At 64.4% G+C, this 20,425-nt stretch carries 16 protein-coding genes; 8 read left to right on the plus strand and 8 right to left on the minus strand.

The genetic code is table 11. The features are described 5' to 3' along the window. Nucleotides 1–9: 9 nt before the first annotated feature. From CHB65_RS09975 to CHB65_RS09990, 4 genes are all read right to left on the minus strand, one after another. Nucleotides 10–552, minus strand: coding sequence for a KH domain-containing protein (locus tag CHB65_RS09975; protein ID WP_089384919.1), 543 nt, complete (start codon nucleotides 550–552; stop codon nucleotides 10–12). Nucleotides 553–617: 65 nt separating this feature from the next. Next, entirely contained in the window at nucleotides 618–1,316 is a 699-nt protein-coding gene (locus CHB65_RS09980) for a phosphoglycerol geranylgeranyltransferase (RefSeq protein WP_089384920.1), read from the minus strand. A gap of 86 nt (nucleotides 1,317–1,402) precedes the next feature. After that, nucleotides 1,403–2,929, minus strand: coding sequence for a PAS domain S-box protein (locus CHB65_RS09985; protein ID WP_089384921.1), 1,527 nt, complete (start codon nucleotides 2,927–2,929; stop codon nucleotides 1,403–1,405). A 155-nt stretch (nucleotides 2,930–3,084) separates the two neighbouring features. After that, nucleotides 3,085–5,697, minus strand: coding sequence for a DNA topoisomerase I (locus CHB65_RS09990; protein WP_089384922.1), 2,613 nt, complete (start codon nucleotides 5,695–5,697; stop codon nucleotides 3,085–3,087). Between the two features lie 170 nt (nucleotides 5,698–5,867). Between CHB65_RS09990 and CHB65_RS09995 the strand changes: the two genes are divergently transcribed. Both CHB65_RS09995 and CHB65_RS10000 read left to right on the plus strand, forming a co-directional pair. Next, nucleotides 5,868–6,227 carry a DUF192 domain-containing protein gene (locus CHB65_RS09995; protein WP_089384923.1) on the plus strand — a complete coding sequence of 120 codons (360 nt, stop codon included), beginning with the start codon at nucleotides 5,868–5,870 and terminating at the stop codon, nucleotides 6,225–6,227. Nucleotides 6,228–6,313: 86 nt separating this feature from the next. Further along, nucleotides 6,314–7,609: an MFS transporter gene (locus tag CHB65_RS10000; RefSeq protein ID WP_089384924.1), complete on the plus strand. Its 1,296-nt coding sequence runs from the start codon at nucleotides 6,314–6,316 to the stop codon at nucleotides 7,607–7,609. A gap of 53 nt (nucleotides 7,610–7,662) precedes the next feature. On the opposite strand, the gene CHB65_RS10005 is transcribed toward CHB65_RS10000, so the two are convergent. Next, on the minus strand, nucleotides 7,663–8,052 hold the full coding sequence (locus CHB65_RS10005) for a type II toxin-antitoxin system VapC family toxin (RefSeq protein ID WP_089384925.1): 390 nt from the start codon (nucleotides 8,050–8,052) through the stop codon (nucleotides 7,663–7,665). 1 nt (nucleotide 8,053) lies between these two features. Further along, a complete protein-coding gene (locus tag CHB65_RS10010; RefSeq protein WP_089384926.1) occupies nucleotides 8,054–8,290 on the minus strand; it encodes a DUF7557 family protein in 237 nt (78 codons plus the stop codon). Nucleotides 8,291–8,392: 102 nt separating this feature from the next. On the opposite strand from CHB65_RS10010, the gene CHB65_RS10015 reads away from it, so the two are divergent. The 6 genes from CHB65_RS10015 (at nucleotide 8,393) to CHB65_RS10040 (ending at nucleotide 16,861) form a co-directional block, all read left to right on the plus strand. Next, on the plus strand, nucleotides 8,393–13,837 hold the full coding sequence (locus CHB65_RS10015; RefSeq protein ID WP_089384927.1) for an LAGLIDADG family homing endonuclease: 5,445 nt from the start codon (nucleotides 8,393–8,395) through the stop codon (nucleotides 13,835–13,837). Between the two features lie 3 nt (nucleotides 13,838–13,840). Then, on the plus strand, nucleotides 13,841–14,131 hold the full coding sequence (locus CHB65_RS10020) for a DUF7854 family protein (protein ID WP_089384928.1): 291 nt from the start codon (nucleotides 13,841–13,843) through the stop codon (nucleotides 14,129–14,131). Between the two features lie 114 nt (nucleotides 14,132–14,245). After that, entirely contained in the window at nucleotides 14,246–14,584 is a 339-nt protein-coding gene (locus CHB65_RS10025; protein ID WP_089384929.1) for a DUF7855 family protein, read from the plus strand. After that, complete coding sequence (locus CHB65_RS10030) at nucleotides 14,584–15,411, plus strand: DUF7856 family protein (protein WP_089384930.1); 828 nt, start codon at nucleotides 14,584–14,586, stop codon at nucleotides 15,409–15,411. The genes CHB65_RS10025 and CHB65_RS10030 overlap by 1 nt, the downstream gene beginning before the upstream one ends. A gap of 23 nt (nucleotides 15,412–15,434) precedes the next feature. Beyond that, complete coding sequence (locus tag CHB65_RS10035) at nucleotides 15,435–16,211, plus strand: DUF7857 domain-containing protein (protein WP_089384931.1); 777 nt, start codon at nucleotides 15,435–15,437, stop codon at nucleotides 16,209–16,211. Beyond that, nucleotides 16,208–16,861: a MinD/ParA family ATP-binding protein gene (locus CHB65_RS10040; RefSeq protein ID WP_089384932.1), complete on the plus strand. Its 654-nt coding sequence runs from the start codon at nucleotides 16,208–16,210 to the stop codon at nucleotides 16,859–16,861. Before CHB65_RS10035 ends, CHB65_RS10040 begins: the two co-directional genes overlap by 4 nt. A 37-nt stretch (nucleotides 16,862–16,898) precedes the next feature. Here the strand turns inward: CHB65_RS10040 and CHB65_RS10045 are convergent, their stop codons facing one another. Both CHB65_RS10045 and uvrA read right to left on the minus strand, forming a co-directional pair. Next, complete coding sequence (locus CHB65_RS10045) at nucleotides 16,899–17,267, minus strand: hypothetical protein (protein WP_089384933.1); 369 nt, start codon at nucleotides 17,265–17,267, stop codon at nucleotides 16,899–16,901. Between the two features lie 125 nt (nucleotides 17,268–17,392). Next, nucleotides 17,393–20,353, minus strand: a complete 2,961-nt coding sequence (uvrA, locus tag CHB65_RS10050) for an excinuclease ABC subunit UvrA (protein WP_089384934.1) — start codon at nucleotides 20,351–20,353, stop codon at nucleotides 17,393–17,395. Nucleotides 20,354–20,425: the final 72 nt, after the last annotated feature.

The raw sequence follows: 20,425 nt of genomic DNA on the forward strand, positions 1-20,425 counted from the left end.
CAACGACGACTACCGCGGCGCGCTGAAGGAGACGTCGTCGTTCAGCTCGTTCGATTTCCGTTCGAGATATGAGTAGACCGCCCCGTGAGGCGCACCGTCGAGTAACATCCCGACGGCCCGGCGGACGACCTGCAGCTCCTCGGGGCCGCCGATCGCGCCGACGGTCGTGCCATAAATAACGACGTTCGCGCCGGAGAGCTCCTCGATCAGCTCGCGGGTGCGTCCGTTCTCGCCGATGATCCGACCCTTCTTTCGCTGGAGGTCGTTGTCGTTGCGGGTGTGTTCGGTCAGATCGATCAGATCGAGCGTCCGGAGGTCATGATCGAGGATGGACAGGGCGGTCTCGGGGGTGAACCCGCGGCCGATCGCCCGGACGATATCGGGGGCGACGAGCGCGGCGACGGGGTCGTCAAGCTCCTCGATCGCGACGCTTCCGGACTCGGAGTCGATGTCGAGCCGCACGTTCGCCCGCGATTCGATCTCCCGCATCGTCTCGCCACCGGCACCGATGACCACGCCGATCCGGTCCTGCGGAACCGTCACGTGTTGCATAGAAGCGGATACCCGTCGGAGCCTTTTAAACGTGTTCCGCGGCGGGCGACGCGTGAGCGCCGCAGTCAGGCGTCTTTCGCGCCTTCAACCGTTTCACGAACCGCGTCGACACCCTCGTCGTGCAGGAGGTTTCCGACGACGATCACGTCGGCGTGTTCGGCCATCGTCCGCGCGCTTTCGTAGTCGCAGATCCCGCCGCCATAAAAGAGACAGGCGTCGGTGAGCCCGTCGGCCGCGGCGGCGACGGTCTCGGGGTCGCCGAAGGCGCCGGAGTACTCGACGTAGACGATCTCCTGACCGAACATCCGTTCGGCGACCGTCGCGTACGCCTCCACGTCATCGGCGTTGAGGTCGCAGTTCGCGTTCGTGAGCTGGGCGACGGAGGCGTCGGGGTTCATCACGATGTACGCCTCCGTGTGAGTTCGCTCCCAATCGAGGTCGTCGATCCGGACCCACTCTTTGTGTGCGCCGGTGATCCAGAAGGGACCGCCCGCGTTGAAGACGGTCGGAATGAGGTAGCCGTCAAGCGCCGGAGAGTCGATAACGACGCCCGGGTTCGATGGCTCCTGATACAGGGGAACGTCGTACTCGGCGGCGGCCTCGACGACACGGGCCATCTTCTCGGGCGTGATGTCGAGCGTCCCGCCGATCTCGATCGCGTCCGTTCCGGTCCGGCAGACGTCCTCGAAGGTCTCCCCCGCGAGCAGGTCCTTGTCGGGGTCGACCTTCAGTACGTGGTCCCAATCGTCCCACGGGTTGCTCATTGGGCATCTCTCCTCCGGGGGTCACTAAAAAGGTGCGGAAGCGCCGGTACCGCCCACGGACGGCTACCGATCCGGGGGATGAGCCGTCAGCGGTCGTCATCGGTGGCGGAGGACATATCGGTCGTGGTCCGCCCGTCCGCAAGCCGAAGCGTGAGTTCCACCCGGCTGCCGCCGGCTTTGCTCTCGGAGATGTCGAGCGACCCGTGCCCGGCGGCGACGATCCAGTTGACGTACCAGAGGCCGAGTCCGCTCGCATGTTCGAGTTGCGTCTCCTCGCCGGTGAGCACGGCCCGCTCGGCGGCAGGGATCCCCGGCCCGTTGTCGGTGATAAAAAGCGAAACCCACGACTCGCTCGGCAGCTCGGCCGCCCGAACGGTGACACACGGCTCCGAGGAGTCGTTGTGTCGGATGGCGTTATCGACGAGTTCGGCGATCGCCTCCGGGAACCGCTCGATGACCTCCACGGTCACCGACTCCGGAACGTCGACGTCGATGGTCGCCCGCGATACCAGGGTGTCGGGGAGCGAATCGATCGCGTCCGCGACCGCCGTCGAAAGCGAAATCGAGATCGGCGTGGGGCGCTCATCGAGCAGCCGTTCGACCTTCCGGGAAGTCTCGCCGACCCGAAGCAGGCGGCCGGCCGTCGCCGCGACGCGTTCGAGCCGCGAGACCGTCGTCGGGTCGTCGATATCGGCGATCGCCTGCTCGGTGAACCCCGAGATGACGTTGAGTTCGTTCCGGAAGTTGTGCCGTAACACCCGCGTCAACACCGCGAGCCGCTCCTCACGGAGCGACGATTCCGTCAGGTCGTGTCCGATGCCGATCGCGCCGATCACGTCGCCGTCGACGGTATAAATCGGGCCAGCGGTGAGACGGTAGGGGATCCGCTCGCCGGAGCGCGTGATCAGAAGCACCTCACGTTCGACCGTGTCGCCGGCATCGTACGTATTGGTGAGTACGTCGGAGACCGGATCCTCACCGTCGATAAAGAGGTCGTGCAAGGAGCGATCCGAGAGCGTCGCGGCATCGTAACCGCTCACCGTCTCCAAACGGCGGTTCCACCGCGTGAGCGTCCCGTTTTCGCCACACTGGAACAACACGGCAGGGATGGTGGCGGCGATGGCGTCGACGAGGCGGCGCTGTGTCCGGAGGTCCCGTTCGGCACGACGCCGCTCCGTCGCGTCGCGGAAGCAGACGACGAGTCGATCCGCACCCCCTATCGACGCGACCCGTGCGCTGACCTCGACGTGACGGCGAACCTGCTCCGTCGGGGCGATAACCCACTCGAATCGGGTCCGATCCCCGTCGACGCCCGTCGAGGTCAATCGGTCCGCCACCGGCGTCCCGTCGACCGTTCGATCGAGCTGGCCGAGGTCGATCACGCCCATCAGGGTGAGCGTGCCACGGTCGAGACCGAACAGCTCGGTTGCCGGTTCGTTGACCGCCACGATGGCGAGCGACTGCGGGTCACACACGACCGTCGGACACGGGACCGCCTCCAGGAAGGATCGAACGACTCGAGGAGGGTCGTCCGGGAGATCCGTGGGTCCAGCGATCGTCCCGTCAGCGTGTTCGATTTCATCGGACCGATCGTCCGTGTGTTCTTCCGACATGTATTGGTTCCGCAGGTCGGCCGCGAGCGAGGGGTGACCCCGATTCCCGGTCGATAGCTAGAATCAATTGTCCACGAGTAGATAAGTATGCATCGGTCATCCACAAGCGTTTCCGGTCGGAGCGTGGCGGGTCCTGTCAGGCGGATGCGGGGGCGTCAGTCCGCATTCGCCTGCCAGTCACGAACCGTGTCGGGGCCGACGCCGTCCACGTTCGCCGCGAGATCGTCCGGGTCGGCCGATTTGAGGTCCTCGACGCCGTCGATCCCGGCACGCTGGAGCTTCTCGGCGGTTCGCTCGCCGATCCCCTCGACCGTCCGGAGTTCGGAACCATCCTCACGCGCCCGATACTCGCGGTAGTTACAGATCGGACAGCCCAATTCCCACGGGTCGTCACCGGCGTGGACGAGCAGGTGGGGGAGGTCGTGTTCGTCACAGATCGCATCGGTGACCTCGATCTCGCCGCGACGGGGGAGCGGCAGCGAGTACTCGCAGTCCGGATAGCGGGTACAGCCGACGAGCCGTGACCCGGAGCGGAGCGTCTTGATCGCCAACTCGCCGCCCGCGTCTGTCTCCGTGCCGTCGCCGCAGTCGGGACAGTCCCCGATCACCTCGTCCGCTGCCGCATCCGCCTCGTCGGCTTTGCACTGCGGACAGCCGTGGACGAACGTCTTGCGTCCGGCGAGCATCTTGACCTGATGGAGGTCGTGTTCGGCGCAGGTCTCGTCCAAGATGAGCGGTTTGCCGGTCGAGGGAAGCGGGAGGGTGTACTCACAGTCCGGATACCCGTCACAGCCGACGAACGAGGAGCCGTATCGCGACTTTCTGACGAGCAGGTCGGACCCGCAGTCCGGACAGGGCCCGAGCGTCCGATCGGCTTTCAGCGATCGGCGGAGGTGATCGCCGACCTCCTCGCGGGAGGCGGTGAGGTCCTCGAAGACGCGGTCAAGCAGTTCACGGGAGGCTTCCGTCACCTCCTCGTACTCCCGCTCCCCGGACGCGATGGCACCCATGTCGCGTTCGAGCTGGGCGGTCATCTCCTCGCTCACGATCCGATCGGCGAACTCCTCGGCGGCCTCGACGACCGCCTCCGCGAGCCGAGTCGGCCGTGGTGGATCGTTCTCGATGTAGCCGCGGTCATAGAGCTTCTCAAGCGTTCGGTGGCGGGTCGCCTTCGTCCCGACACCTCGGGACTCCATCTCCTCGATGAGCCGCGACTGGCCGTACCGTCTCGGGGGCTGGGTCTCCTTCGCCGCCGTGTTCCGCTCGCCGATCGAGAGGGTCTCGCCGACCTCGACATCGGGGACGATCCGCTCGTCGCTCGAGAGGTAGGGGTAGACGTCGTGATAGCCCGCTTCGAGCAGTCGCTTCCCGTTCGCCTTGAGCCGGAGCCCGCCGTCGGCCGCGAGCGACGGGGCTCCTTCGGCCGAGTCGGGCGCTCTGAGGGCGGCGAACGGGTCGACGTTGGACCCACCGAGAACCTCGGTCGCCCCGCCGTTCGCGAGCGCGACTACCTTCAGTCGCTCCCATGTCGCCGGCGGCGCGCAGGTCGCGAGGAAGCGACGGACGATCAGCTCGTAGACCCGCCACTCGTCATCGGAGAGGTCCGACGCCGACGGTAACTCGCCGGTCGGATGGATCGGCGGGTGGTCCGTCGTCTCCTCGTCGCCCTCGGTCGGGGCTAGCTCCTGTAACGCGAGCAACGAGGCGACGTCCTCGGCGAACGTGTTCGACTGCCCCAACTGCTTGAGAAGCTCCCGGGGATCGAGGTCGTCCGGATAGACGGTGTTGTCCGTCCGCGGATAGGTGACGTAGCCGGCGGTGTAGAGGTCCTCGGCGATGGACATCGCCCGCTGGGCGGAGTAGCCGAGCGATCCCGCCGCCCGGATGTACTGGGTGGTGTTGAACGGCGCGGGTGGCTCATCCACCTGCGTCCGTCGATTCACGTCGTCGACGATCGCCTCGTCCGTCGCCGCGAGGGCGTCGGTGAGCGCCTCGGCGACCGACTCGTCCCAGACACGCTCAGCTTCGTTGCCCGCGTCATTTAAATAGAAGTAGCTGGCCTCGAACGGGTCGCCGGAGGACTTCGAGAGCGCCGCGGACAGCTCCCAGTAGGCCTCCGGGTCGAACGCCTGTATCTCGCGTTCGCGGTCGACGATCAGCTTCAGGGTCGGCCCCTGCACCCGGCCGACGGAGATGAAGTCGTCGCCGAGTTGGCGGGCCGAAAGCGAGAGGAACCGGGTGAGCGCCGCCCCCCACATCAAATCGATCACCTGCCGGGCCTCGCCCGCCGCCGCGAGGTCGAAATCGAGCTCGTCGGGCGCGGCGAACGCCTCCTGCACCTCGTTTTCGGTGATCGAGGAGAACCGCACGCGCTCGATGGGGACGTCCTCGTTGACCTCGCGGACGAGTTCGTAGGCCTCCTTGCCGATGAGTTCGCCCTCCCGGTCGTAGTCGGTCGCGATGACGACACGGGAGGCGTTGCGTGCGAGTCGCCGGAGAGCGGCGACGATCCCCTCCTGTGTCGGCTGTTTCGTCACCGGGGCGTGGATCAGTTCGACCGGCTCGACGTCGCGCCAGTCGTTGTACTCGGCGGGGAAGTCCACGCCGACGACGTGGCCCGAGAGGCCGATACAGCGCTTGCCGCCCCACTTATAAACGTTGACGTCGTTCACCCGCTCCGTGCTCGCGGAGCCGCCGCTGAGGATCTCGGCGATCCGCCGCGCGGCGTTGTCCTTCTCGGTGATGATAAGCTCCGGGCCCCGACTCATTGCGCCGGGGTACGCCGCTGGCTCGCGTAAACCTTTCGCGATGATGGCTGGGAGAAAAACGGCCGACTCGGTCGCTTCGGATAAAAATCACGGCGAGTGACTTCGGGTCGTGAAGTGACGCGCCACCCCGTTCGCGAAGTATTTTAGCGCCCGTCCGTGACCACCAGCACGTGCGACTCGTCCACCGACCTCGATCGGCCGACGGAGACGAGGAGCGAACCCTCGCGAGCGACGTCGACCTCGCGGAGACGACGTTCGAGCAGGGACGCGGCCTCATGTTCCGACGATCGATCCCCGACGACTACGCGCTCGTCTTTCCATTTAAAAATGCAAAAGCACGGACCCTCCATATGATCGGCGTCCCGTTCGCCATCGACGCGGTCTGGATCGTTGACGAGGAGGTGAGTCACGTCAAACGCCTCGCGCCGATGATCGGCCTTGGGCGCGGGACTGCCGACTGCATCGTCGAGCTTCCCGCGGGTGCCGCCGAGGGGGTAGCCGTGGGCGACGCGGTTCGGCTGGTCGAGTAGGTCGGTTGGTCGTCGAAGAGGCCGATCGAGGCCGCGGAACCGATCTGAGAGGCTTCTTATGATCCCGTTCACAACCCACGGATAGCGTGGTTTCAACCGTGGTTGGGGGGTGGCGTGACCTGTTCGGCGGGCGTTCGGGGTCGCTACTCCTGATCATCTCCGCGATGTGGATGCTCACGATCGGAGCACGGATCGTCTACCCAGCGGTCATTCCCGGGATACAGGATGAGTTCGGCTTCGGCTACTCGACCGTCGGGATCCTCGTCGGCTTGGTATGGGGTGCGTACGGCCTCATCCAGTTCCCGGGCGGCCTGTTGGCCGATCTCCGAAGCCATCGGCTGGCCATCCTCGTCGGGATGGGCGTCACGATGATCGGACTGTCCGCGCTGCTTTTGGGCAACTCGTTCGTGCTGCTCGTCCTCGCGACGGCCGTGCTGGGTACAGGAACGGGTATTCTCGGTCCCTCCCGTGTCATCGTGCTCGCCAACGCCTTTCCCGAGGCCAGAACGACGGCCGTCTCGGTGAGCCAGGCGGCGGGAGCGCTCGGAAACAGCGTCTTTCCGGTCGTCGCCGGCGTGGTGATGGGCGTGTTGGGCTGGCGTGCGGGGATCGGGTTCCTGCTCCCGCTCTGTGTGATCGTGACCGTCGGCCTCTGGCTGCTCGTTCCGCGCCGCATCAACGGTAGATCGGTAGCCTCGGCCGACGGTGGCTCGTCGGAACCCGCCGACGGTAACTCGACGAGGTCGCCCATCGACACGCTCGTCGCGAGCGCTCGCGCGCTCACCGGACGGTCGGCCGTCCTGGGGACGATCACGATGTTGGGCGTGATGGTGGCCTTTCAGAGCGTGACGGGCTTCCTGCCGACATACTTCAGGGACGTCGCGGCGGTCTCGCCACGGCAGGCGACGGTCCTGTTCGGGCTGTTCTTCGCGACGGGACTCGTGATGCAGCTCTCGGCGGGCGTCGTGGGCGACCGACTCGATCCGGGCCGTACCGTCGGCCTCTTCGCCGCGGTGGCGATTCCGGGACTGCTCATCGTGCTGAGTGCCGAGAGCCTGTGGCTGCTCACCGTCGGCGTCGTGTTATCGAGCGGGCTGCTCGGCTGTTTCCCACCCGGACTGACCTACCTCGCCTCGGCGTTCCCCGCGAGCATCCAAGGGACGGGGTTCGGCGTCATCCGAACGGTCTACATCGGCGGAGGCGCACTCGGGCCGGTCGCCGTCGGGGCCATCGCGGATCAGTACTCGCTGTGGATCGGCTTCCTCGCGCTGGTCGTCGTCCTCGGCGGTGTCGTGCTCGTCACGGGGCTGCTTCCGCCACTGAGCGACACACAAACCGGTGAGGACCCAACACGAGCCATGGAATCATCTCCCGCGAGATGATCGGCGTCGCCCACCTATTGGGCCAGCAAGAGGAATCGCTTCAGGGCCCTCTCTCAGTACGTTTCCACGTCGACGTCAAGCCGCTCGAAGTCATCGACGTTTCGGGTGAGAACGGGCTCTTCAATGATGTCAGCGGTTGCACCGATGATCACGTCACCGTCACCGACTGGGTTTCCGTCGTTCATCAGTTCCCCGGAGAGACGGCCGGCTTTTCGCATCACGGCGGTGTCGGCAGGATGAATCGGTTTTGAAGCGAGAACGTTCGCCACCTTCTCGTGTTCCGCATCCGACTGTTCCGAACGGGCGACGCCATAGGACAACTCGAACAGCGTCATCGCCGACAGCCGCTGCTGGACGAGGTCGGTTTCTAACTTCCGCGCTTTCTCCACCGCCTCAGCGTCGCCGTTCATGAGATCGATGAGAAACGACGTATCCAGCAACACGCTATCGGTCCTCCATCTCCGTTGCAATCCCCTCTAATTCCGCGCTCCGTCGGTCGCGTCGCTCAGCGATCGCGTCGCGGACGTCCGCAGCGTCGTCATCGCTGAGGATGCCTGCGATCTCCAGTAGTGAACGCTCACCGGCAAGCCGAAGGACGACGTCCGAAAACGTCTCGTCCGTCCGTTTGTGCGCTTCGAGCCGCTCGTAGGCATCGTCGGAGAGACGGATACTTTTCGACATGTGCATACAGTTGTATGCAGACATGCAAAGGGATTTCCCCGCGACCGGTCGTTTCCCAAGGGAGAAAGAGGTTATACGTGATGACGCCGAAGGCCTGTCGTAATGGCTCAGGCCGGGAATCAGGACCTCACGGAGCGGTTCATTCAGTTCTATCGGAACTACTACCGCGACGAGATCGGCGCGCTCGCCCAGCGCTACCCGAACGAGCAGCGCTCGCTGTACGTCGATTACGACGACCTCTATCAGTTCGACCGGGACCTCGCGGAGGACTTTCAGTCCCAACCCGACCAGCTGCGCGAGTACGCCGAGGAGGCGCTTCGGCTCTACGACCTCCCCGCCGACGTCAGCCTCGGCCGCGCACACGTCCGCATCGAGAACCTTCCCGAAAGCATCGATATCCGCGGCATCCGCGTCCACGACGACCATATCGGTAAGCTCGTCTCCATCAGAGGGATCGTCCGCAAGGCGACCGACGTCCGCCCGAAGGTGACCGAGGCCGCCTTCGAGTGTCAACGCTGCGGGACGATGACCTACATCCCGCAAGCCGACGGTGGCTTTCAGGAGCCCCACGAGTGTCAAGGCTGTGAGCGACAGGGCCCCTTCCGGGTGAACTTCGATCAGTCGGAGTTCATCGACTCACAAAAGCTCCGCATTCAGGAGTCGCCGGAGGGGCTCCGCGGCGGCGAGACCCCCCAATCGATCGACGTCGACATCGAGGACGACATCACCGGCCACGTGAGCCCCGGCGACCACGTCACGGCCGTCGGCGTCCTCCACATCGAACAGCTCGAACAGGGCAACGAGAAGTCGGCCATCTTCGACCTCTACATGGACGGCGTCTCCATCGCCATCGAGGACGAGGAGTTCGAGGACATGGACATCACAGCCGAGGACCAGCGCGAGATCATCGAACTCTCCGAGCGCGACGACATCTACGAGGCCATGATCGGCTCCATCGCGCCCGCCATCTACGGCTACGAGGAGGAGAAGCTCGCGATGATCCTCCAGCTCTTCTCGGGCGTCACCAAACACCTCCCGGACGGCTCACGGATCCGCGGGGATCTGCATATGCTCCTGATCGGGGATCCGGGAACCGGAAAATGTGTCGATGGAGACACCAGCGTTGTTCTCGGGGATGGACGAGCAGTCGAGATACGGGAGCTGGTCGAAGCAAACCTCGACGATCCTAAACCGATCGACGACGGCGTGTGGGATACGGTTGATTTCGAGGTTCCCGCCCTGCAGAAGGACGGAACGGTCGGGATGTCGCGTGCGACGAAAGTCTGGAAGCGAGAAGCACCCGAGACGATGTATCGGATCGAGACGGCATCCGGGAGCGAGCTTACTGTGACGCCGTCACATCCGCTGTTCGTCCAGCACGACGGGCGTTTTGAGCCGACCGTCGCGGAGCAGTTAGCTGAAGGCGAATTTATCGCGACACCAGACCGACTTGAAACAGCGGTGGACGATACGTTGGATGTGGATTTCCGCCGATCGCAGTCGTGGAACGCTGCCCGGCTTGATCTCCCCGAAGAGTGGACACCGGAGCTTGCGCGACTTCTCGGGTATATCGTCGCTGAGGGCTATGCCGAGGCGCGTGATGATGGAACGGGGTTCGTCTCGATAACCGACAATGACGAGGCCGTGTTATCCGATGCTCGGTCTGCATTTGAGACGCTTGGGCTCCGAACATCGACCCGTAAATCACGCGAGAAGAAGACGGCCCGTGAGCTATTGTGCTCCGCCAGCGAGTTTGTTAGATTCCTTGAAAACCTCGATGAAGCGCTTTTAAAGGGCTCCGCAAAGCAACGAATTCCGACCGAAATTTGCCGTGCATCACCACCGATCACGCGAGCATTTATCAAAGGATACGTCGAGGGTGAAGGTCACGTCTCGGCGACACAGCGGGAGATTACCGTTGCATCGATGAGCGAGCAGTTACTGAGGGACCTCCGTACGCTACTGCTTCAACATAGGATCACGACACAACTCCACGAACGGAAAAACGGAAGTCATAGGCTGCGCATCAGTGGTGCACAGTTCGATCGCTATGTGACTGAGATCGGATTCGTAACCGGTCGCAAACAACAGGCAGCTGAAGCGCATCTATCGACAGACCGGAATACGAATGTGGATGTCGTTCCCAACGTGGCACCGATCATTCGGCGGGTACGGGAGTCGCTTGGATTGACGCAATATGACTGCGGGGTACCACGGAACACCTACCGGCACTACGAGTCAGGGACCAGAAATCCGAGCGTCGGGGCGCTTAAACGGATCGTAGAGGCATTCGAGAACGCGGCTACGAAGCGAACTGAGGATGCGAAAATAGGGAAGGCACGACCCGATGGTGGGAGGGTTGCAACCGACATCGCTGCACTCCGTCAATTAGCGGAAGGGGACGTTAGATGGGATCGGATCGACACCATCGAACCTATCGCTCCCGAAGACGATTGGGTGTACGATCTTGAGGTTGAGGAAACGCACAACTACGTCTCGAATGGCATCATCTCACACAACTCGCAAATGTTGTCATATATCAGACAAATAGCCCCTCGTTCCGTCTACACCTCCGGGAAGGGAAGTAGTTCCGCGGGGCTTACGGCTGCGGCGGTACGCGATGACTTCGGCGACGGCCAACAGTGGACCCTGGAGGCCGGCGCGCTCGTGCTCGCTGATAAAGGGATCGCCGCTGTCGACGAGCTGGATAAGATGCGGTGTGTAACCGGCGAGACGCTTGTTCATCTCGGGGACGGACGAATCAGTCGCATTCGCGAGATCGCACGGGAGGCCGAGGAGGACGGCCAGATCGAATCGCTTCCCAACGGACGAACCATCCGTGACGTCGACCTCGACGTGTGGTCTATGGCTCCGGACGGATCCCTCACGAGACGCTCTGTGACCGCCGTCCACGAATACGCGTCTCCGGAGGAACTGACCGAGGTATCGCTTGAATCGGGAGAATCCGTGACTGCCACGGAGGATCACCCGTTCTTTGTCTTGGAGAACGGGACACGAAAGACAAAACCAGCAGGTGATCTCGAACCCGGAGATTGGACGTTCGTCCCCGATACGATCCCACGTCCGGCGAGAGACGGGGGCGTCGAGGCAGCGGCGAGGCCCATCGAGACGTATCGTGAGACCGCAACCGCACTTGGTGCGGTGCTCGGATATTTATCGGGAGATGGAAACGTGCACCACGATCGGGAGCACGGGAGCTACGCGTTACGGTTCACGAACACCGAGGAAGAACTCTTAGAGGACTTCGAGCGGGCGTGTCGTACTGTGTTCGATGCGGAATCCGTTCGTCCACCGAGCGAGCAGCACGAAGACGGAAAGGAGACGGTCAGAATCCACGGAAAGGCGTGCGTCGATCGGGTACTCAACGCCGGAATGAACCTCGAGACGTACGAGAACAAAGCGTTCCCCGCGGCCGTGTCAGAAGGGGACAGCCGGATGAAAGCCGCATTTATTCGTGCGATGGCCGACAGCGAGGGGACCGTCGACGAGAACGCGGGATTCGTCCGGATCAGCTCCGCTAGTTATGAACTGTTGATGGGTATCAAGAGTCTGTTACTCGAGTTTGGAATCACGACGCAAATACGGGAACGGAACCGTGACCCGCCCCGGCAGACCCTTTATACATTGGCCATCACGTCAGCACCGTCGCTCGATGCGTTCAGAAAACATATCGGGTTTACCCTTTCGAGAAAGCAGACCTCCCTAGAGACGGTATGCCGGAACAAATCCGGCGAGAGAACGATCCTCGACATCGTACCCGACTGTGGGGACATCCTGTACCGGTTACGGCAGTCCCTTCGGCTTCACCAATCGGAATGTGGCATAAACGCCACGACGTACTGTAATTTCGAGAACGGCGACGCGAACCTCTCGTTCCTCAAAGGGCGACCGATTCTGGAAACGTTCGAAGAGCGGGTTCGAACGGCGGAAGTCGATCATCGAAGGGTCAGCACGCCGTGTTCTTGGGAGACGCTCAAGCAGATCAAAGATCGATACCACGTCTCACAGACCGAACTCGCTAATGGAACGGAATACACACAACAGGCCGTCTCACGGCTGTGGGGGAACGATGACGATCTCCAGTCGGCGATCAGAGAGAAGCTGTCGACGGTGGTTGATAGGGTTCGTTCCACCGATCTTGAGGAACTGGCATGCCTCGTACGTGGCAACATCAAGTGGCGACGGATCGAGTCGGTGGATTCCGTTCAACCGTCGATCGCTGATGATCAGATCCCGTTACTAAAACAGCAATTAACCGAACTGCTTGGTGGACCGATCTCGACGGTTGAAGAACGTGCGAAGGAGCTGCTGAACGATGAGACGGATCCGAGCACGTGGACTGAACTTCGGAAGATGATCGAGCGGTACGACATCTCCCAGCGCTCGATCGCTACCGATGTCGACGTGGATCAATCCACCATCTCACGTTGGTTCGACGGAACCGTCACGACCGACCGATTTGATGACGTCGTCGACGTCGCGCTCAAACACATACGCGCTCGTCGTAGGGCGATTCGATCGCTTCTCGAAGAGATCGAGGATCGGAGACAACCGAAGGTGTACGACTTGACGGTTGAGGGAACACACAATTTCGTCGCCAACGGAATGGTAGTCCACAACTCGGAGGATCGCTCGGCGATGCACCAGGCACTTGAACAACAACAGATCAGCGTGAACAAGGCCGGGATCAACGCGACGCTTAAATCGCGGTGTTCCTTGCTCGGCGCGGCAAATCCGAAGTACGGCCGCTTCGACCAGTACGAGCCGATCGGTGAGCAGATCGATTTAGAGCCCGCGCTCATCTCACGGTTCGACCTCATTTTCACCGTGACCGACCAGCCGGACCCCGAACACGACTCCCGGCTGGCCCGCCACATCCTCAAGACGAACTACGCCGGCGAACTCAACACTCAGCGGGCGAACGTCCCGAGTTCGGAGTTCACCGCCGAGGAGGTCGATGCGGTCACCCAAGAGGTCGCCCCCGAGATCGACGCCGACCTCCTCCGGAAGTACATCGCACACGCGAAGCGGGACTGCTATCCGACGATGACCGAGGAGGCGATAGGGATCATCGAGGAGTTCTACGTGAACCTTCGCTCGAAGGGTGCCGACGAGGACGCCCCCGTCCCGGTGACGGCCCGGAAGTTGGAGGCGATGGTGCGGCTCTCGGAGGCGAGCGCACGGGTTCGGCTCTCCGATGTCGTTACCCCCGAGGACGCGGAGCGGGCGACTGGGATCGTCGAGTCGTGTCTCCGGGATATCGGGGTCGACCCCGAGACCGGGCAGTTCGATGCCGACGTGGTGGAGACGGGTACCTCGAAGAGCCATCGTGACCGGATCAAAAACATCAAAGGGCTCATCGAGGAGATCGAACGCGAGTACGAGGAGGGTGCGCCGGTCGAGGAGGTACTCGACCGCGCCGACGAGATCGGAATGGATCGGAGCAAGGCAGAAAACGAGATCGAAAAGCTCCGGACCAAAGGCGAGGTGTACGAGCCGAGCCAAGGCCACCTCCGGTTGACCTGAACGATGGATCGGATCTCAGCACTGCGGAACATCGAGGAGGCCCTCAGAGCTTTCGAGGAGGGGGAGGTCGATCTGGCGGCGACGGAACGGCAGGTTGCGACGGTGTTGCGCACGTACGCCACCGATTTCGAGGGCGACGACGACGTGTTTCGGGCGGTCGGCGATCCACCCGCGGACGGCCTCGTCGTCATCGCCCCGTCGGCACCGGCCGCACGCGAGCGCGTGCAAGGATTGATCGGCGAAGAAACCGGCGAGAGAGGGACAGAAATGACGTTTGATCTCGAGCGGCTTTGAACCGATGTCGCTCCACCGGGGTCGCCGGAGGTCACCGTCCGCGACGGATCGTTTCAGCGACGCGAAACTGCGGGGTTCGTAAGTGCTTTTATTAGGGATCGATGACCGCGTAGCGTGTTGCTGGTGGTGACGTATTCGACGTCGGCACGGACCGGGCTCCGAAACACCTGCCGGGCCCACGAGGATCACGTCGTCCGCCGCTTTGGGCGGGCGGCGCTGTTCGAGGCGACGGCGTTCGGCGCGTTCCTCGCGCTGCGGTTGCAGGAGACGTACGGCGCCGACGTGCAGATCGAGCGCACCGAGCCGTTCAACGAGTTCACCGACGTCGACGAGGCGGTAGTGGACGCTGCACGAGCGTACGCGAATCGAGAGACGAAGGCGACGCCATATGCCGCGTTCGCCGCGGGAACGGAGTACCCGGACCCGGACGAGTTGAAGGGACGGAAGTTGTGATGACGAGCGAGGCGATCTCGAAATCCAGAAGCGGCCCGATTCCGGATCCGCAGGAGGTGCTCGGACGGGTCCCGACCGGACGGTCGTTGTACCACGAGTTGGCCGCGGCGGCGCGCTCGCGTGGGTGCCGATCGACGGTTGCCGATGCGATCGCGGAGACACACGCCGCGCTCTCGGAGATCGACGTGCCGGCGACCGAGATGGAGCACGCCAGACGGCGTCTCGCCGAGGCAACTGGCGAGGAGGAGCGGCTGAAAGAGCGCGTCGCGGCCGCACGGGGTGACCTTCGCGGGCGACGGGCGGTCGACGCGCCGACCGAGGAGGCGCGTTTGGAGCTTCGGGCAGCCGCCGCGGCGCTCTCGGAAGCCCAAACGGAACGGATAGCAGCCGAACAGGCGTTCGAGCACGAACGACGACGCGCCATGGCCGCCCGCGACGCGAGGGAGCGTCGACTCCGATTGCGTGATCGCCTCGACAACCGGCGACGGGCGGCACGGGTGCAGCTCGCACGCGAGGTGTATCCGACGTTTCGGATGGCGCTTGCGGCCGTGCCGGCGGGCGACCCGGACGAGGCGGGCACGGAGGCGGGCGAGTACGCGGGATCGGAACTCGCCGCGTCGCTGGCGGCGGTTCGGATCGCCGAGTTGGAGGGACCGGTGACCCTCTCCGAACGTGCCGTTGCCGCCTTCGCGACGGCGTCCCCGGCTGAAGCGAGATCCGTGGTCCCCCCACAGCGATCGGGAGATGACGCGAGGATGGACGACGAGCCGATCGTGCGGGCTGAGCGGATACTCGGCGTGTCAGTCGAGATGGACGACACTTTATAAACAAAGGGGAGGCCAACCGGCACATGGAGCGGTCTTGGAGCGTCGACCGGGTGGACGGTATCACGCTGGTCCGCTGTCGAGTGCGCAACGACCGGAGCGTCCCCCGTCGAGTGCGGATCGAGAGCCGTCTCGACGGGCCCGTGCTTCCGCCCCGGCGTCGCGGCGTCCCGGAGAACGGATGGGACGAGTCGGGCGTGACGCTGCGGCTTGAACCCGGGGAGCGACGAGCGCTGGGGTTCGCCTCGCCCGCCGAGCCGACCGATCCGCCGGTGACGGTGAGCGAAACCGAACCGACGACGGAAGACCGGGAAGCCGATGCATGCGAGGCCGTCAGGCGCCTCGAGACACACCGGCCGCCCGCCGACGTCGTCGAACGGATCGGCGGCGCGTTCGGGATGGATGACGACGATGAGGGCGATGACTCCGGCGATAGCGACGATGAGAGCGATGACTCCGGCGATGACGACGATGAGAGCGACGGCACAACCGGCAGTGAGGGTGGGACCACGTCCGAAGAACCACACGGGCCGGAGGGATCCTGCGGACCTGAGCGAGTCAACGAGTGGCTCGGTCGGATCGAAAAGCGGATCGAGCGGGGTGAGCGGCTCACGAACCCGGACCTCGAAACGGCGACGGAGGCACTCGTGGAGACGGGAGGACTCACGGCGCTTGCCGACCTCAACGATCGGTTGGAGGTCGATGCCGAGCAGCTCCAGCAGATAAGCGACCGCGCAGCGACGCTCGCCGAGCGCGCGGACGCGGTCGACGTACCCATCGACGCCATGGAGGAGCTTGCGTGATACTGGCCGTCGCGGGCGGAAAGGGTGGGGTCGGCAAGACCACCATGGCGTACAACGTCGCCGCCGCGCTCGGTGCCATCGTCGTGGACGCCGACCTCGGGATGGCCGATCTCCCGGGACGGCGAGGGCCGGACCTCCACGACGTCCTCGCCGGCCGGGCCGACATCAGCGAAACCGTCCGGTGTGGGCCGGTCGATATCGTTCCCTGCGGTCGAACCCTCGCCGGGGCGAGAGCGTGCGACCTCACCGCCCTCGACGGGGCGCTTCGGCGGCTCGAACGCGAGCGTGGGACCGTTGTCGTCGACTGTCCAGCCGGTCGGCGGGCCGACGCCGGCGTTCCGCTCGCCGTGGCGGACGCCTGCCTGATCGTCGTCTCCCCGCAGGCCTTCGCGCTCGCCGACGCGATACGGACCCGCGAACTCGCCCGGGAGCTTGACGCCGGGCTGGTCGCCGGTGTGATCAACCGAACCGTCGAAAGGGCGCCGACAGAAACCATCGCGGACGCGCTCGGCGGCCCGGTGGAGGTGGTTCCCGCGGATCCGCGGGTCGGCCGCTCGATTGCCGAGGAACGCCCGATCGTCGAGGGTGCTCCCGACAGCGTCGCGGCAAAAGCGATTCGGGCGCTGGCGACGCGTGTCCCCAACGGATGATCCGGAAGAGGAGAGCGCCTCCGAAGTCTCGCCGTCGCTACCCGTCCGTATTGAACGCGAGCCGATCGGTTCGGTGAGCGTCATCCCCGGGGATCGAAGGAACACCGGCGGTCGGTGATGCCCACGTCATCGACGCGGACGACGACGCTGTCGACGGATCGAGCCCCGCCGCCGTAACGAGCAACTCCGCGAACCGCCACTCGTCGACCTCGGCGGCGGCTGCGGCCCGCTCGAAGGTGATCTCCCCCTCCGCAAACCGCTCGATCGCCCGGTCGAGACGCCACGACGCGAGGGCTTCGGCGAGCAGTCGCTCGGCCGCAACGTCGCGGTTGAGCTGTCGCCGACGCGCGTATCGCGAGAGCGAGCCCGCGAGGTCGTCGTCGAGGGTCACGGCAACCCGTTCCATATCACGAACGAATCAGGCGAGGGACAATCAATCTTTGTCCGTCTCGGGGCAATTTCCGGCTCGTTCTCGGGCCGACGACCGACGCCCGTCGGACAGCCGGCACACGGGAGCGGGAAGCCGACGGGTCAGTCGTCGCTCGCGGGCGTCGCGGGCGTGCGTCGATCGCTTCGGGGGCCTTCCATGTCGACATCGGCGAGCAGGTCACGGAGGTATCGACCCGTATGTGAGTCGTCGTCGCGCGCGACCGTCTCGGGCGTGCCGCTGGCGACGACGGAGCCGCCACCCTCGCCGCCCTCGGGGCCGAGGTCGATCACGTGGTCGGCGTTCTTGACGAGGTCGAGTTCGTGTTCGATGACGACGACCGTGTTGCCCCCGTCGACGAGCCGGTGAAGCACGTCGATCAGCTTGCGTTCGTCCTCCTTGTGGAGCCCCGTCGTGGGCTCGTCGAGCAGGTAGAGCGTGTCGCCGGTCGCACGCTTGCCGAGCTCCTCGGCGAGTTTGACGCGCTGGGCCTCCCCGCCCGAGAGGGTCGTGGAGGGTTGACCGAGCTCCATGTAGCCGAGCCCGACGTCGAGCAGGAGCTTGAGGCGTCGTTTGAGCCCCTGGTGGCTCTCGAAGAAGTCGTAGGCCTCCTCGACGCTCATATCGAGGACGTCGGCGATCGTCGCGCCTTTATATGTCACATCCAGGGTCTCGTCGTTGTATCGGGCCCCACCGCACTGTTCACAGGGGACGTAGACGTCCGAGAGGAAGTTCATCTCGATCTTCACGGTTCCCTGTCCGCCACAGCCCTCACAGCGACCGCCCTTCACGTTGAACGAGAACCGCCCCTTTTCGTAGCCGCGCCGCTTCGCGAGCTTCGTCTCCGCGAACAGATCACGAACGTGATCGAAGACGTCGGTGTAGGTCGCGGGGTTCGAGCGCGGCGTGCGGCCGATCGGCGACTGATCGATGAGCCGAACCGTCTCGATGTGTTCGATCCCCTCGATGGTGTCGTGCGCGCCGGGGTCGACGCTCGTGTTGTCGTTCATCTCCCGGACGAGCGCTTTATATAACACGTCGTGCATCAGCGTCGACTTCCCGGAACCGGAGACGCCGGTGATCGTCGTGAGCGTGCCGAGCGGGATGGTCACGTCGACATCTCGCAGGTTGTGCTGGCGGGCCCCCCGAACGACGAGTTCGCCCGCGTCCTCGGGGTCGCGGCGCTCCTCGGGGACGGGAATTTCCTTCCGACCGGCGAGATAATCCGCCGTGATCGAGTCGTCGCTCGCGACGATCGTCTCGAAGTCGCCCTGCGCGACGACCTCGCCACCGCGTTTGCCCGGCCCGGGGCCCATGTCGATGATGTGGTCGGCACGCCGCATCGTCTCCTCGTCGTGTTCGACGACGACGAGGGTGTTTCCGAGGTCACGGAGTCCCGCGAGGGTGTTGAGCAGACGATCGTTATCGCGCTGGTGGAGGCCGATCGACGGCTCATCCAGCACGTAAAGGACGCCGACGAGCCCGGAGCCGACCTGCGTGGCGAGTCGAATTCGCTGACTCTCACCGCCCGAGAGGGTCGAGGCCTCCCGGTCGAGGGTCAGATACTCCAAGCCGACCTCCTCCATGAAGCCGAGCCGGGCGCGGATCTCTTTTAAGATCTCCGTCGCGATCGTCCGTTCGCGCTCGGTGAGTTCGTCCTCCAACCCCTCGAAGTGTTCACGGGCGTCGGCGATCGAAAGGCGATTCACCTCGTCGATGGAGGTCCCCGCGACGCGGACGTGCCGGGACTGCTCTTTTAACCGGCTGCCCGCACACTCCGGGCAGGTCGTCACGGCCATGTACTCCTCGATGTGATCGCGGGCCCGCGAGGAGTCGGTCTCGACGTGTCGCCGCTCCAAGTTCGGGATCACCCCCTCGAAGCGCTCGGTCTTCTCCCGGGTGCCGTTGCGGGTCGTCCACTCGAAGTGAACGACGTCGTCGGTCCCGTAGAGGAACTGGCGCTGGATGGCATCGTCCAGTTGCTCGAAGGGGGTGTCGAGGTCGACGCCGAAGTGTTCGGCGACGTTGTCGAGCTGTCGGGAGTAGTAGGTCCGGTTGTAGCTCCACGGCTCGAAGACGTGTTTCAGCGGCTTCGTGGGATCGACGACGACGAGGTCCTCGTCGATCTCCTTCGTCGAGCCGATCCCCTCACACTCCGGGCAGGCGCCGTAGGGGCTGTTGAAGGAGAACGAGCGCGTCTCGATGGCCGAGAACTGGAACTCGGAGTTCGGGTTGCCGAGCGCCTCGGAGAACTCGACGACGAGCCGATCGTCGCCCTCGGCGTCCTCCGCGAGCGAGCCCGTCGAGCGGGTGTTCGACGCGAACGGGACGTCCTCGGGCGGATCCGGGACGATCAGCTTGAGGACGCCATCGGCCTCCTCCAGCGCGGTCTCGACGGAGTCGACGATCCGCGAGCGGGAATCCGATGAGACCACCACGCGGTCGACGACCACGTCGATCGTGTGGTCGTAATTCTTGTCGAGTTCGGGGTCATCGAGCGTGAGGTCGAGCGGTTCGCCGTCGACCTCCACGCGGCTGTAGCCGTCAGCGACGAGCTCCTCGAAGAGGTCCTCGAAAGCACCTTTCTGGTCGCGGACGACGGGCGCGGCGATCTTCGCGCGGGTCCCATCGGGGAGTTCGAGGATCTGTTCGACCATGTCCTGTGCGGACTGCTCGCCGACCTCCTCGCCGGTGATCGGGTCGTACTGCGTGCCGATCCGCGCATAGAGGAGCCGGAGATAATCGTGCAGTTCGGTGACGGTCCCCACCGTCGAGCGGGGGTTGTTCGCGGCGTTCTTCTGATCGATGGAGATCGCCGGCGAGAGCCCCTCGACGGCTTCGACCTGCGGTTTATCCATCTGCCCGAGGAAGTTGCGTGCGTACGCCGAGAGCGACTCGATATATCGTCGCTGGCCCTCCGCATAGACGGTGTCGAACGCGAGCGACGACTTCCCCGACCCGGAGAGGCCGGTGACGACCGTGAACTCCTCGCGCGGAATGCGGACGTCGAGGTCCTTGAGGTTGTGTTCCTCGGCGCCACGGACCTCGATGTAGTCCTTGCTCATCTTGAAAAGCCCTTGCGGGCGCGCGCGGGAATACCCGTCGGTTTCGGCGACCAGCTGGCGGGATATACGACG

It is taken from the genome of Halorubrum vacuolatum, assembly GCF_900188065.1.
Classification (GTDB): domain Archaea; phylum Halobacteriota; class Halobacteria; order Halobacteriales; family Haloferacaceae; genus Halorubrum; species Halorubrum vacuolatum.